Origin of the sequence: Enterobacter sp. ODB01 (genome assembly GCF_001623605.1) — a bacterium.
GTDB lineage: Bacteria > Pseudomonadota > Gammaproteobacteria > Enterobacterales > Enterobacteriaceae > Enterobacter > Enterobacter kobei.
Genome location: NZ_CP015227.1, coordinates 1,321,631 through 1,336,420, shown reverse-complemented (window position 1 = coordinate 1,336,420; position 14,790 = coordinate 1,321,631). Strand labels below are relative to the sequence as shown.

Below are 14,790 nucleotides of genomic sequence, written 5' to 3'. Positions count from 1 at the left end.
ATGAATGGGGCACAATGGGTTGTACATGCGTTGCGCGCGCAGGGAGTCGAGACCGTATTCGGTTATCCGGGTGGCGCGATCATGCCGATTTACGATGCACTGTATGACGGCGGCGTGGAACATCTCTTGTGCCGACACGAGCAGGGGGCAGCAATGGCCGCTATCGGCTATGCCCGCGCGACGGGTAAAACTGGCGTGTGCATGGCAACGTCAGGTCCGGGCGCAACGAACCTGATTACCGGCCTGGCTGATGCACTGCTCGATTCCGTGCCCGTCGTGGCGATCACCGGTCAGGTGGCTTCCCCGTTTATCGGTACCGATGCTTTCCAGGAAGTGGACGTACTTGGTTTATCGCTGGCCTGCACCAAGCACAGCTTCCTTGTCCAGTCTCTGGATGAGCTGCCGCGCGTAATGGCCGAAGCGTTCGAAGTAGCGAGCTCGGGCCGCCCTGGCCCCGTTCTGGTGGATATCCCGAAAGATATCCAGGTTGCACTCGGCGAACTGGAACCGCACTTCTCCACCGTGGAAAGCGACGATGCGTTCCCGCATGCAGAGGTTGAAGAGGCGCGCCAGATGTTGGCGCAGGCGAAACAGCCGATGCTGTACGTCGGCGGGGGTGTCGGCATGGCGCAGGCCGTGCCTGCCCTGCGTGAATTTATCGCGGTAACGCAAATGCCTGCCACCTGCACGTTGAAAGGTCTTGGTGCGGTTGATGCAGACGACCCATACTATCTCGGCATGCTGGGGATGCACGGCACTAAAGCCGCAAACCTGGCGGTGCAAGAGTGCGATCTGCTCATCGCCGTGGGTGCGCGTTTTGACGACCGCGTTACCGGCAAACTGAATACCTTCGCGCCAAATGCCAAAGTTATCCATATGGATATCGACCCGGCGGAGATGAACAAACTGCGTCAGGCGCACGTCGCGCTGCAGGGCGATCTCAATACGCTGTTACCTGCACTGGCGCAGCCACTGGATATCAGCGCGTGGCGCCAGCACGCCGCAGAGATGCGCGCCGAACACGCCTGGCGTTACGACCATCCTGGCGATGCCATCTACGCGCCGCTGCTGCTGAAACAGTTGTCTGACCGTAAACCGGCTGATAGCGTCGTCACCACCGACGTAGGCCAGCACCAGATGTGGTCAGCCCAGCACATGACCTACACCCGTCCGGAAAACTTCATCACCTCCAGCGGCTTAGGCACCATGGGCTTTGGCCTGCCTGCCGCCGTGGGTGCGCAGGTGGCTCGCCCGAACGATACGGTTATCTGTATCTCCGGTGACGGCTCCTTCATGATGAACGTTCAGGAGCTGGGAACCGTTAAGCGCAAGCAGTTGCCGCTGAAAATCGTGTTGCTGGATAATCAGCGTTTAGGGATGGTTCGCCAGTGGCAACAGCTGTTCTTCCAGGAGCGTTACAGCGAAACCACCCTGACCGATAACCCCGATTTCCTCACCCTGGCCAGCGCCTTCGGCATTCCTGGCCAGCACATCACCCGTAAAGACCAGGTTGAAGCGGCACTCGACACCATGCTGTCAAGCGAAGGGCCGTACCTGCTTCATGTCTCAATCGACGAGCTTGAGAACGTCTGGCCATTGGTACCGCCCGGTGCCAGTAACTCACAAATGCTGGAGAAATTATCATGATGCAACATCAGGTCGCCGTGCAGGCTCGCTTCAACCCGGAAACCTTGGAACGCGTTTTGCGTGTGGTCCGTCATCGTGGTTTTCAGATTTGCTCTATGAATATGGAGACGGCCACCGACGCGCAGAACATCAGTATCGAATTAACCGTTGCCAGCCCGCGGCCGGTCGACTTACTGTTTAGTCAGTTATCAAAACTGGTAGACGTTGCCCATGTTGCCATCTGCCAGAGCACAACCACATCACAACAAATCCGCGCTTAAGCGTGACAGGACGAAAAAATGACGACAAAAAAAGCTGATTACATTTGGTTCAATGGTGAGATGGTTCGCTGGGAGGACGCGAAGGTCCACGTCATGTCCCACGCGCTGCACTACGGCACCTCCGTCTTTGAAGGTATCCGTTGCTACGATTCTCACAAAGGGCCAGTGGTGTTCCGCCATCGCGAACACATGCAGCGTCTGCATGATTCAGCCAAAATTTATCGTTTCCCGGTTTCACAGAGCGTTGATGAGCTGATGGAAGCCTGCCGCGAAGTCATTCGAAAGAATAACCTTACCAGCGCCTACATTCGTCCACTGGTCTTCGTGGGTGATGTCGGTATGGGCGTGAACCCGCCAGCCGGTTACAACACCGATGTGATCATTGCCGCGTTCCCGTGGGGGGCTTACCTCGGAGCAGAAGCCCTGGAGCAGGGGATCGACGCAATGGTTTCTTCCTGGAACCGCGTGGCGCCAAACACCATCCCGACCGCTGCTAAAGCGGGCGGTAACTACCTTTCCTCTCTGCTGGTCGGTAGCGAAGCGCGCCGTCACGGCTATCAGGAAGGTATCGCGCTGGACGTGAATGGCTACATCTCGGAAGGCGCAGGTGAAAACCTGTTTGAAGTGAAAGATGGCATCCTGTTCACGCCGCCATTCACATCTTCCGCGCTGCCGGGTATTACCCGTGACGCCATCATCAAGCTGGCGAAAGACCTGGGTATCGAAGTGCGCGAGCAGGTGCTGTCTCGCGAATCCCTGTATCTGGCTGATGAAGTGTTCATGTCCGGTACGGCGGCTGAAATCACGCCGGTTCGTAGCGTAGACGGTATTCAGGTCGGCGAAGGCCGCTGTGGCCCGGTCACCAAACGCATCCAGCAAGCCTTCTTTGGCCTCTTTACTGGCGAAACAGAAGATAAATACGGCTGGTTGGATCAGGTTAATCACTAAATATAAATTTGGGACGGCACGCACCGTCCCATTGAATAGTCAGACGGGAGTAAATAAAGCATGCCTAAGTATCGTTCAGCCACCACCACCCACGGCCGTAACATGGCGGGTGCCCGCGCACTGTGGCGCGCCACCGGGATGACCGACGCCGATTTCGGCAAGCCAATTATCGCCGTGGTGAACTCCTTCACCCAGTTTGTGCCAGGCCATGTGCATCTGCGCGACCTCGGTAAACTGGTTGCCGAGCAAATCGAAGCTTCCGGCGGTGTGGCGAAAGAGTTCAACACCATCGCGGTGGATGACGGTATCGCAATGGGCCACGGGGGCATGCTCTATTCACTGCCGTCGCGTGAGCTGATCGCCGACTCGGTTGAGTACATGGTCAACGCCCACTGCGCCGATGCAATGGTCTGTATCTCCAACTGCGATAAAATCACCCCGGGGATGCTGATGGCCTCCCTGCGCCTGAACATTCCGGTGATCTTCGTCTCCGGCGGCCCAATGGAAGCCGGTAAAACCAAGCTGTCCGACAAAATCATCAAGCTCGACCTGGTCGATGCGATGATCCAGGGCGCGGATCCGAAAGTGTCTGACGAGCAGAGCGACCAGGTTGAACGCTCCGCGTGTCCGACCTGCGGCTCCTGTTCCGGGATGTTCACCGCCAACTCCATGAACTGTCTGACCGAAGCGCTGGGCCTGTCGCAGCCGGGTAACGGCTCGCTGCTGGCGACACACGCCGATCGTAAACAGCTGTTCCTCAACGCCGGTAAACGCATCGTTGAGCTCACCAAACGCTACTACGAACAGGATGATGCCAGTGCACTGCCGCGTAACATCGCCAGCAAAGCGGCGTTTGAAAATGCGATGACGCTGGATATCGCCATGGGCGGTTCCACCAATACCGTTCTGCACCTGCTGGCCGCCGCGCAGGAAGCCGAAATCGACTTCACCATGAGTGATATCGACAAGCTGTCCCGTAAAGTGCCGCAGCTGTGTAAAGTTGCGCCAAGCACCCAGAAATACCATATGGAAGATGTTCACCGTGCCGGTGGCGTAATCGGTATCCTGGGCGAGCTGGATCGCGCCGGGCTGCTGAACCGCGACGTGAAAAACGTGCTCGGCCTGACGCTGCCAGAGTCGCTGGACCAATACGACGTGATGCTGACCAGAGACGACGCGGTGAAAACGATGTTCCGCGCCGGTCCCGCCGGGATCCGTACCACGCAGGCGTTCTCGCAGGATTGCCGCTGGGATTCCCTGGATGACGATCGCGCCGAAGGCTGCATCCGTTCGCTGGAGCACGCCTACAGCAAGGACGGCGGTCTGGCCGTGCTGTACGGTAACTTCGCGGAAAACGGCTGCATCGTGAAAACGGCAGGCGTGGACGACAGCATCCTTAAATTCACCGGCCCGGCGAAAGTGTACGAAAGCCAGGATGAAGCGGTGGACGCCATCCTCGGTGGCAAAGTGGTAGAAGGCGACGTGGTTGTTATTCGCTATGAAGGGCCGAAAGGCGGGCCGGGCATGCAGGAAATGCTCTACCCAACCACCTTCCTGAAATCCATGGGTCTCGGCAAAGCCTGTGCGCTGATCACCGACGGTCGTTTCTCCGGCGGTACGTCCGGGCTCTCCATCGGCCACGTTTCACCGGAAGCGGCAAGCGGCGGCAACATCGCCATCATTGAAGACGGTGACCTGATCGAAATCGATATCCCGAATCGCGGCATTCAACTGAAGCTGAGCGACCAGGAAATTGCGGCCCGTCGTGAGGCACAAGAAGCGCGCGGCGATAAAGCCTGGACGCCGAAAGATCGTCAGCGTGAAGTCTCCTTCGCCCTGCGCGCATACGCGAGCCTTGCCACCAGTGCAGATAAAGGCGCGGTGCGCGATAAATCGAAACTTGGGGGCTAATGATGGCCGAGTCACAACCCTTATCCGCCGCCCCCGAGGGGGCGGAATATCTGAGAGCGGTGCTACGTGCACCGGTCTATGAAGCCGTGCAGGTCACGCCGCTTCAGAAAATGGAAAAACTCTCTTCGCGCCTCGATAACGTGATCCTGGTGAAGCGCGAAGACCGCCAGCCGGTGCACAGCTTCAAGCTGCGCGGCGCCTACGCGATGATGGCCGGACTGACCGATGAGCAAAAAGCGCGCGGCGTCATTACCGCCTCGGCGGGCAACCATGCGCAGGGCGTGGCGTTCTCGTCTGCTCGTCTGGGGTTGAAAGCGCTAATCGTGATGCCGGTTGCTACCGCTGACATCAAAGTCGACGCGGTACGCGGTTTCGGCGGGGAAGTGCTGCTCCACGGCGCCAATTTTGACGAAGCTAAAGCCAAAGCCATTGAGCTGGCGCAGCAGCAGGGCTTCACCTGGGTGCCGCCGTTCGATCACCCGATGGTCATTGCCGGACAAGGCACGCTGGCGCTTGAACTGCTACAGCAGGATGCCCATCTCGACCGCGTCTTCGTTCCGGTGGGCGGCGGCGGGTTAGCGGCGGGTGTGGCCGTGCTGATTAAACAGCTGATGCCGCAGATTAAAGTCATCGCTGTTGAAGCTGAGGACTCTGCCTGCCTGAAAGCGGCGCTGGATGCCGGGCATCCGGTGGATCTGCCGCGCGTTGGTCTGTTTGCCGAGGGCGTGGCGGTAAAACGCATTGGCGATGAAACCTTCCGTCTCTGCCAGGAATACCTCGACGATATCGTCACGGTTGATAGCGATGCTATCTGCGCGGCAATGAAAGATCTGTTTGAGGATGTGCGTGCGGTCGCGGAGCCGTCCGGCGCGCTGGCCCTGGCGGGGATGAAAAAATACATCGCGCAGCACAACATCCGCGGCGAGCGCCTGGCGCATGTGCTTTCCGGCGCCAACGTGAACTTCCACGGCCTGCGCTACGTGTCCGAGCGCTGCGAGCTGGGTGAACAGCGTGAAGCATTGCTGGCGGTGACTATTCCGGAAGAGAAGGGGAGCTTCCTGAAGTTCTGCCAGCTGCTGGGCGGTCGTTCGGTGACGGAGTTCAACTACCGTTTCGCCGATGCCAAAGATGCCTGCATTTTCGTCGGCGTGCGTCTGAGCCGTGGCGTCGAGGAGCGTAAAGAGATCCTTAACCTCCTGCATGACGGTGGTTACAGCGTGGTGGACCTTTCAGACGACGAAATGGCGAAGCTGCACGTGCGCTATATGGTCGGCGGGCGTCCCTCGAAGCCGCTCAGGGAACGCCTGTTCAGCTTCGAATTCCCGGAATCACCGGGCGCGTTGCTCAAATTCCTGCACACGCTGGGCACGCACTGGAACATCTCCCTGTTCCATTACCGTAGCCACGGCACCGACTACGGCCGCGTGCTGGCGGCGTTTGAACTGGGTGAGCACGAGCCGGATTTTGAAACACGGCTGAACGAACTGGGCTATGAGTGTCACGACGAAACCCACAACCCCGCCTTCCGTTTCTTCCTGGCAGGATAAGCGGAGCGCAACCCGACTTCAATGGTTGGGCAATATCTTCCAGAACGCATCAATAAGCGGCTCATGCAGCCGCTTTTTTTGTGCGCACACGCCAAGCTCAAACGGCGTTTTCTCATCGCTGCGATCCAGAATCATCACGCGATTGCGCACCGGTTCCGGGCTATTTTCCAGCACCACTTCCGGCAATAGCGCCACGCCGCAGCCGAGCGCCACCATCGACACCATCGCCTCATGACCGCTGACCGTGGCGTAAATCAACGGGTTACTGATTTTTTGTCGGCGGAACCACAGCTCAATGCGACGGCGCACTGGCCCCTGGTCGGCCATGATAAACGGCACCGTGGACCAGTCCGGTTTTTCTACCGATACCTGGTTTCGCACCGGGCAGGGCAGCGCCGGGGCAATCAGTACCACCGCCAGATTTTCGAGCATTGAAAACGCTACCGCACCCGGGAGCGTTTCGGGTTTCCCTGCAATGGCGAGATCCGCTTCGCCCGTCACCACTTTTTCCATCGCGTCGGCGGCGTCGCCCGTGGTCAGCTTAATTTCAACCGATGGATGTGCCGCGCGGAAGCGATCAAGAATGGGCGGCAGATGGCTGTAGGCGGCGGTGACGGAGCAGAAAATATGCAGCTCGCCGGACAGCGACGGCCCCTGCTGGTCAATGGCGTGCCGTAGCTGCTGATACTGCAGCAACGTCTGCTGGGCAAAAAGGCGCAGTTCTTCACCCGCTTCCGTGAGCGTGACGGTGCGGTTATCGCGCACAAACAGCGGCTGGCCGAGGTCTTCCTCAAGGCGCTGTATCTGGCGCGAGAGCGTGGAGGGGCTGACGTGCATCGCCCGTGCGCTGCGGCCAAAGTGACGGCTTTCCGCCAGATGCAGAAACATTTTCAGATCGCGTAAATCCACCGATTCCACTCCCTCTTTTTATATTGCAAAAATTGCAATATGACGTTGTGAATATATCAATTTCCGCAATAAATTTCCTGTTGTAATGTGGTTCTATTCTCGCTGAAACGCGAACCGAACAATAAGACACACAACATCACGAGGTATCACCCATGGCTAACTACTTTAATACACTGAACTTGCGCCAGCAGCTGGCGCAGCTGGGCAAATGCCGCTTCATGGCGCGCGATGAATTTGCCGATGGCGCGAGCTACCTTCAGGGTAAAAAAGTGGTCATCGTCGGCTGTGGCGCACAGGGTCTGAACCAGGGCCTGAACATGCGTGACTCCGGTCTGGATATCTCTTATGCCCTGCGTAAAGAAGCGATTGCTGAAAAGCGTGCTTCCTGGCGTAAAGCGACCGAAAACGGCTTCAAAGTGGGCACCTACGAAGAGCTGATCCCGCAGGCGGATCTGGTGGTTAACCTGACCCCGGACAAACAGCACTCTGACGTGGTGCGTTCCGTACAGCCGCTGATGAAAGACGGCGCTGCGCTGGGTTACTCCCACGGCTTCAACATCGTTGAAGTGGGCGAGCAGATCCGCAAAGACATCACCGTAGTGATGGTGGCACCGAAGTGCCCGGGTACGGAAGTACGCGAAGAGTACAAACGTGGCTTCGGCGTACCGACCCTGATCGCGGTTCACCCGGAAAACGATCCGAAAGGCGAAGGCATGGCGATTGCCAAAGCATGGGCAGCGGCGACCGGCGGCCACCGTGCGGGTGTGCTGGAATCGTCCTTCGTTGCCGAAGTGAAATCTGACCTGATGGGCGAGCAGACCATTCTGTGCGGTATGCTGCAGGCCGGTTCTCTGCTGTGCTTCGACAAGCTGGTGGAAGAAGGCACCGACCCGGCCTACGCGGAAAAACTGATCCAGTTCGGCTGGGAAACCATCACCGAAGCGCTGAAGCAGGGCGGTATTACGCTGATGATGGACCGTCTGTCCAACCCGGCAAAACTGCGTGCTTACGCTCTGTCTGAACAGCTGAAAACCATCATGGCACCGCTGTTCCAGAAACATATGGACGACATCATCTCCGGCGAATTCTCTTCCGGCATGATGGCGGACTGGGCGAACGACGATAAGAAACTGCTGACCTGGCGTGAAGAGACCGGCAAAACCGCGTTCGAAACGGCACCACAGTTTGAAGGCAAAATTGGCGAGCAGGAGTACTTCGATAAAGGCGTACTGATGATCGCCATGGTGAAGGCGGGTGTTGAGCTGGCGTTCGAAACCATGGTGGATTCAGGCATCATCGAAGAGTCTGCCTACTACGAATCTCTGCACGAACTGCCGCTGATCGCGAACACCATCGCCCGTAAGCGTCTGTACGAAATGAACGTGGTTATCTCTGATACCGCTGAATACGGTAACTACCTGTTCTCTTACGCCTGCGTACCGCTGCTGAAAGAGTTCATGACCACCCTGCAACCGGGCGATCTGGGCAAAGCGATTGCGGAAGGTGCGGTAGACAACGCGCAGCTGCGCGATGTGAATGAAGCGATTCGCAGCCACCAGATCGAGAAAGTGGGTCACAAACTGCGTGGCTACATGACCGATATGAAGCGTATCGCGGTAGCGGGTTAACAACCTCGTCGGGTGGCGCTTCGCTTACCCGACCTACAAACACGTAAAATGTAGGCCGGGTAAGGCGCAGCCGACACCCGGCTTTTTATTTGCGATATAATACTTTAATGACGTGGTAGCCAAACTGCGTGTGCAGCGGACCCGTCGGCTCCAGCACCGGGCAGGAGAAGACCACTTTATCGAACGCCGGCACCATCTGACCCTGACGGAATTCACCTAAATCGCCGCCACGTTTGCCTGACGGACAAATTGAGTGCTTCTTAGCCAGCTTGCCGAAGTCGGCGCCGTTTTTTATCTGCTCCAGAAGATCCAGAGCCAGTTTCTCTTCTTTAACAAGAATATGCAGTGCTGCTGCTGTTTTTGCCATGATCGTGCCTTGAGTGGTATGGATTAGGCTCGCTATACTACCACGCTGTTATTCTCCCCTCCTGACTTTCATTGAGTGATCATTTATGCGTCTAAACCCCGGACAACAACAAGCCGTCGAATTTGTCACCGGACCCTGTCTGGTGCTGGCGGGAGCAGGATCCGGTAAAACGCGCGTCATCACCAATAAGATTGCGCACCTGATCCGTGGCTGTGGTTATCAGGCCCGTCACATTGCGGCGGTCACCTTTACCAACAAAGCGGCACGCGAAATGAAAGAACGTGTCGGCCAGACGCTGGGGCGCAAAGAGGCGCGCGGGCTGATGATCTCCACGTTCCACACGCTGGGGCTGGATATCATCAAACGTGAGTATGCCGCGCTGGGGATGAAATCCAACTTTTCGCTTTTCGATGACACCGACCAGGTGGCATTACTCAAAGAGCTCACTGAAGGGCTGATAGAAGATGACAAGGTGCTGTTGCAGCAGCTGATCTCGACGATCTCTAACTGGAAAAACGATCTGATGACCCCGGCCCAGGCTGCGGCGATCGCCAAAGGGGAACGGGATCGGATCTTCGCCCACTGTTATGGTCTGTACGATGCGCACATGAAAGCGTGTAATGTGCTGGACTTCGACGACCTGATCCTGCTGCCGACGCTGCTTTTACAGCGAAATGAAGAGGTGCGCGAGCGCTGGCAGAATAAAATCCGCTACCTGCTGGTGGATGAATATCAGGACACCAACACCAGCCAGTACGAGCTGGTAAAGCTTCTGGTGGGCCAGCGTGCCCGTTTCACCGTGGTAGGCGACGACGACCAGTCGATCTACTCCTGGCGCGGCGCGCGTCCGCAAAACCTGGTGCTGCTGAGTAAAGACTTCCCCGCGCTGCAGGTGATTAAGCTGGAGCAAAACTACCGCTCCTCCGGACGGATCCTGAAGGCGGCAAACATCCTGATTGCCAATAACCCGCACGTATTTGAAAAGCGCCTGTTCTCCGAGCTGGGCTACGGCACGGAGCTGAAAGTGCTCAGCGCCAACAATGAAGAACATGAAGCGGAGCGCGTGACGGGCGAACTGATTGCCCACCACTTCGTCAACAAAACCGAATATAAAGATTACGCGATCCTTTATCGCGGTAATCACCAGTCGCGCGTCTTTGAAAAGATGCTGATGCAGAACCGCATACCGTACAAAATCTCGGGCGGCACCTCGTTCTTCTCACGGCCTGAAATTAAAGATCTGCTGGCCTATCTGCGTGTGCTCACTAACCCGGATGACGACAGCGCGTTTCTGCGCATCGTGAATACGCCGAAGCGCGAAATCGGTCCGGCGACGCTGCAAAAGCTGGGTGAATGGGCGATGACCCGCAATAAAAGCCTGTTTACGGCCAGCTTCGATATGGGACTAAGCCAGACGCTGACCGGGCGCGGTTACGACTCGTTAACGCGATTCACCCACTGGCTTGGCGAAGTGCAGCGTCTTGCAGAGCGCGAGCCGGTGGCGGCGGTGCGCGATCTGATTCACGGTATTGATTACGAATCCTGGCTGTACGAAACCTCCGCCAGCCCGAAAGCGGCTGAGATGCGCATGAAAAACGTTAACCAGCTGTTCAGCTGGATGACCGAAATGCTGGAAGGCTCGGAAATCGATGAGCCGATGACCCTGACCCAGGTGGTCACTCGCTTTACCCTGCGCGACATGATGGAGCGCGGCGAGAGCGAAGAAGAGGCTGATCAGGTTCAGCTGATGACGCTGCATGCGTCAAAAGGGCTGGAGTTTCCGTATGTGTATCTGGTCGGCATGGAAGAGGGGTTGCTGCCCCATCAGAGCAGTATTGATGAAGACAACGTCGACGAGGAGCGGCGTCTGGCCTATGTGGGGATCACCCGTGCGCAGAAAGAGCTGACGTTCACGCTGTGTAAAGAGCGCCGCCAGTATGGTGAGCTTGTCCGCCCGGAGCCAAGCCGTTTTCTGCTGGAACTGCCGCAGGACGACCTGATTTGGGAACAAGAGCGCAAGGTGATTACCGCTGAAGAGCGGATGCACAAAGGCCAGGCGAACGTGGCAAACATTCGCGCCATGCTGGCAAAAGCCAAAGAGAAGGGATGAGTTTGAAGGGCTTGCAGGCCGGGTAAGCGCAGCGCCACCCGGCATATTTTACTCTCTTATTTTACTTCCAGTGCCCAGTGCACATAGCTTTGCCACTGGCACTCCAGCTCGATCATCTCTGCGCCGAGCGGGTGATGATCAATCCAGTTTTCCGGCAGCGTCAGCGTCAGCTTCTCATCATCGGCCACCAGATTAATCGCAGGCAGCAAATCATCACGACGACGGCTGGCAAACAGAATTGCCAGACGCAGCAGGCGGCACAGATGCTCGGCCACGCGCGGCGGTACAGCGTTTTGCTGATGAAGAGAGGAGAGATCAACGGCGTTGGTCTGGTTCAGCAGCAGCGTTGCCAGCAGCTTTTTCTGTGCGGGCGTGTAGCCCGGTAAGTCAAGGTTACGCACAAGGTAGGCTGCATGAGCCGGGGCCTGCTTAAAGTCGATGCTCAGCCCCACTTCATGCAGAGCACAAGCGCTCAGCAATAAATCGCGGCTCAGAGGGTCAAGATCCCAGACGTTAGCGACCTGATCGGCAAAGCGAGAGGCCAGCTGCGATACGCGGCCAGCCTGATCGATATCAACCAGAAAACGACGCTGCACGTTGCGCAAAGTACGGTTGCGGATGTCCTGATCCACTGAAAGATGCAGCATCCCGTAGACCAGACCTTCGCGCAGCGCGCCGCCGGCAAGGGTCATACACTGGATGTTCAGCTCGGTGAAAATGGCGATCAGAATGGCGAGCCCGCTCGGGAAGACCAGGGCACGTTCCAGCGTCAGGCCTTCAATTTCCAGCTCTTCCAGGCGTCCGCACTGAATAGCGCGCTGTTTAAGCTGCTGAAGCTTGGCAAGCGTAATGCGCTCGTCCATTCCCTGCGCCATCATGATTTCCTGCAGGGCCTGAACGGTACCTGACGCACCGACACACACTTTCCAGCCGTGGTAGCGCAGTTCGTCCATCACCGGACGTAACACTTCGCGCGCGGCATTTTCTGCCTCGTCGAAATTCTCTTTACCCAGATTGCGGTCAGCGAAGTAACGCTCAAGCCAGGTTACGCAGCCCATCGACAGGCTGAACAGCGAGGTCGCCTGCGCGCCGGTACCGGTCACAAGCTCGGTACTGGCACCGCCGATATCTACCACCAGACGGCGATCGTCCCCGCCTGTCGTATGCGCAACTCCCTGATAGATCAGGCGAGCTTCTTCTTCGCCGCTGATTACCTGAACCGGGCACCCCAGGATTTCCTGCGCTTTGGCAATAAAATCCACGGCGTTAACCGCCAGGCGGAGCGTCGCGGTGGCGACCACGGTGATTTGGGCATGCGGGATATCCTGCAGACGCTCTGCAAAGAGCCGCAGACACTGCCAGCCACGTTCCATGGCTTCGGGAGAGAGAACATTATCGCTGCTCAGGCCCGCCGCGAGGCGGACCTTGCGCTTAATGCGCGTCAGCGTTTGTATGCTCCCTGCCACCTCGCGCACAACCAGCATATGAAAACTATTCGAACCGAGATCGATTGCTGCATAAAGCGAGGTGGAGCTGAGCATATTTTCTTAACCTGAACGACGACGATTACGCGGCGCGCCTGAACGACGCGGGCCATTGCCGGAGCGTGGGCGTGTAAGACGCTTAGGCGGCGGCAGTTCGCTTAACAGCGCTTCCGGATTGTATTTGCTCTGCGGAATCGAGTGACCGATGTACGTCTCAATGGCTGGAAGATTCAGCGCATACTCTTCACACGCAAGGCTGATTGAGTGGCCGCTCGCACCCGCGCGACCGGTACGACCGATACGGTGTACATAGTCTTCGCAGTCATCCGGCAGATCATAGTTAAAGACGTGCGTAACGGCAGGAATGTGCAAGCCACGCGCAGCCACGTCGGTTGCGACCAGAATATCGAGATCGCCACGGGTAAATTCGTCGAGGATACGCAGGCGTTTTTTCTGTGCAACGTCGCCAGTGAGCAGGCCCACACGGTGACCGTCTGCAGCCAGATGGCCCCAGATGTCTTCACAGCGGTGTTTGGTGTTTGCGAAGATAATGGCGCGGTCCGGCCACTCTTCTTCGATCAGCGTTTGCAGCAGACGCATTTTCTCTTCATTAGAAGGATAGAAGAGCTCTTCTTTAATGCGATGACCTGTTTTCTGCTCAGGCTCGACTTCCACGTATTCGGCGTTGTTCATCTGTTCAAACGCCAGTTCACGCACACGGTAAGAGAGGGTGGCAGAGAACAGCATGTTCAGACGCTGATTGGCCGGCGGCATGCGGCGGAACAGCCAGCGGATATCTTTAATGAAGCCCAGATCGTACATACGGTCGGCTTCATCAAGCACCACAACCTGGATTGCGCCGAGGTTGATGTGGTTCTGTTTGGCGTAGTCGATAAGACGGCCAGTGGTACCAATCAGGATATCCACGCCGCTTTCCAGCACTTTCAGCTGCTTATCGTAGCCGTCACCGCCATAGGCCAGGCCAAGCTTCAGACCGGTAGCCTGTGCCAGGGGTTCAGCGTCTGCGTGGATCTGTACCGCCAGTTCTCGCGTCGGGGCCATAATGAGCGCGCGCGGCTGGTTAACTTTGCGGTCTGCAATCGCTGGGTGAGAAAGTAAATAATGAAACGTTGACGTTAAAAACGCCATCGTTTTGCCGGTACCGGTTTGCGCCTGCCCTGCAACATCGCGACCGGCCAGCGTCAGCGGCAGTGCGAGAGCCTGAATGGGCGTGCAGTTATGAAACCCTTTAGTTTCAAGGGCTTCAATCACTTTTGGGTGCAGGGCGAAGTCGGAAAACTTCTGTTCTGTTAAATGTGTTTTGCTCATAGTGTGGTAGAATATCAGCTTACTATTGCTTTACGAAAGCGTATCCGGTGAAATAAAGTCAACCTTTAGTTGGTTAATGCGACATCAACACGTCGTTGGTGTAGACAAAACCAACGTACCAGGCTTATTCCTGTGGAGTTATATATGAGCGATAAAATTATTCACCTGACTGACGATAGTTTTGACACGGACGTACTTAAGGCTGACGGGCTGATCCTCGTCGATTTCTGGGCTGAATGGTGTGGTCCTTGCAAAATGATCGCTCCGATTCTGGATGAAATCGCTGACGAATATCAGGGCAAACTGACCGTTGCCAAACTGAACATCGACCAGAACCCGGGCACCGCACCAAAATACGGTATCCGTGGCATCCCGACCCTGCTGCTGTTCAAAAACGGCGAAGTGGCGGCGACCAAAGTGGGCGCGCTGTCCAAAGGTCAACTGAAAGAGTTCCTGGACGCTAACCTGGCGTAAGGTTTCTCCGCTGCGCGTCCAGAGCACCCGGCTAAATGATGTGGAACTCTGGACGCCCGGCTTAAGTCGTGCTAAGTTAGCTATGACTTCGTTTTAAACATATCTGTTGTTTGAATCTTGTTTTACCCGATACTTCCCCTTGTTGACATCAACAGTGCGTGAAGTGGCTAAATTCC

The 14,790-nt window shown here is 56.9% G+C and carries 12 protein-coding genes; 8 read left to right on the top strand and 4 right to left on the bottom strand.

All coding sequences use genetic code 11. The annotated features are described in order from the left end of the window. The 5 genes from ilvG to ilvA are packed head-to-tail and all read left to right on the top strand — an operon-like array spanning window position 1 to window position 6,313. Window positions 1–1,647: an acetolactate synthase 2 catalytic subunit gene (gene ilvG, locus A4308_RS06420; protein WP_045135411.1), complete on the top strand. Its 1,647-nt coding sequence runs from the start codon at window positions 1–3 to the stop codon at window positions 1,645–1,647. After that, the gene (ilvM, locus tag A4308_RS06415; protein ID WP_003860184.1) at window positions 1,644–1,907 is read left to right on the top strand and encodes an acetolactate synthase 2 small subunit; all 264 of its coding nucleotides are present in this window, start codon (window positions 1,644–1,646) and stop codon (window positions 1,905–1,907) included. Before ilvG ends, ilvM begins: the two co-directional genes overlap by 4 nt. An 18-nt stretch (window positions 1,908–1,925) precedes the next feature. Continuing rightward, window positions 1,926–2,855, top strand: a complete 930-nt coding sequence (gene ilvE, locus A4308_RS06410) for a branched-chain-amino-acid transaminase (RefSeq protein ID WP_014885677.1) — start codon at window positions 1,926–1,928, stop codon at window positions 2,853–2,855. A gap of 60 nt (window positions 2,856–2,915) precedes the next feature. Beyond that, window positions 2,916–4,766 (top strand): dihydroxy-acid dehydratase, encoded by a 1,851-nt coding sequence (ilvD, locus tag A4308_RS06405; protein ID WP_045281894.1) that lies wholly within the window; start codon window positions 2,916–2,918, stop codon window positions 4,764–4,766. Between the two features lie 2 nt (window positions 4,767–4,768). Next, window positions 4,769–6,313 (top strand): threonine ammonia-lyase, biosynthetic, encoded by a 1,545-nt coding sequence (gene ilvA / locus A4308_RS06400; protein ID WP_014885675.1) that lies wholly within the window; start codon window positions 4,769–4,771, stop codon window positions 6,311–6,313. Window positions 6,314–6,331: 18 nt separating this feature from the next. On the opposite strand, the gene ilvY is transcribed toward ilvA, so the two are convergent. Continuing rightward, entirely contained in the window at window positions 6,332–7,222 is an 891-nt protein-coding gene (ilvY, locus tag A4308_RS06395) for an HTH-type transcriptional activator IlvY (RefSeq protein ID WP_014885674.1), read from the bottom strand. Between the two features lie 152 nt (window positions 7,223–7,374). Here ilvY and ilvC point away from each other — a divergent pair, with 152 nt between their 5' ends. Next, window positions 7,375–8,850, top strand: a complete 1,476-nt coding sequence (gene ilvC, locus A4308_RS06390; RefSeq protein WP_045135412.1) for a ketol-acid reductoisomerase — start codon at window positions 7,375–7,377, stop codon at window positions 8,848–8,850. Between the two features lie 85 nt (window positions 8,851–8,935). Here the strand turns inward: ilvC and ppiC are convergent, their stop codons facing one another. Continuing rightward, window positions 8,936–9,217, bottom strand: a complete 282-nt coding sequence (ppiC, locus tag A4308_RS06385) for a peptidylprolyl isomerase PpiC (protein ID WP_008501570.1) — start codon at window positions 9,215–9,217, stop codon at window positions 8,936–8,938. Between the two features lie 85 nt (window positions 9,218–9,302). Between ppiC and rep the strand changes: the two genes are divergently transcribed. After that, window positions 9,303–11,327 (top strand): DNA helicase Rep, encoded by a 2,025-nt coding sequence (gene rep / locus A4308_RS06380; RefSeq protein ID WP_008501569.1) that lies wholly within the window; start codon window positions 9,303–9,305, stop codon window positions 11,325–11,327. 56 nt (window positions 11,328–11,383) lie between these two features. Here the strand turns inward: rep and gppA are convergent, their stop codons facing one another. Further along, the gene (gene gppA / locus A4308_RS06375; protein WP_045281893.1) at window positions 11,384–12,868 is read right to left on the bottom strand and encodes a guanosine-5'-triphosphate,3'-diphosphate diphosphatase; all 1,485 of its coding nucleotides are present in this window, start codon (window positions 12,866–12,868) and stop codon (window positions 11,384–11,386) included. A 6-nt stretch (window positions 12,869–12,874) separates the two neighbouring features. Then, on the bottom strand, window positions 12,875–14,140 hold the full coding sequence (rhlB, locus tag A4308_RS06370) for an ATP-dependent RNA helicase RhlB (RefSeq protein WP_014885670.1): 1,266 nt from the start codon (window positions 14,138–14,140) through the stop codon (window positions 12,875–12,877). A 144-nt stretch (window positions 14,141–14,284) separates the two neighbouring features. Between rhlB and trxA the strand changes: the two genes are divergently transcribed. Beyond that, the gene (trxA, locus tag A4308_RS06365) at window positions 14,285–14,614 is read left to right on the top strand and encodes a thioredoxin TrxA (protein ID WP_006179218.1); all 330 of its coding nucleotides are present in this window, start codon (window positions 14,285–14,287) and stop codon (window positions 14,612–14,614) included. Window positions 14,615–14,790: the final 176 nt, after the last annotated feature.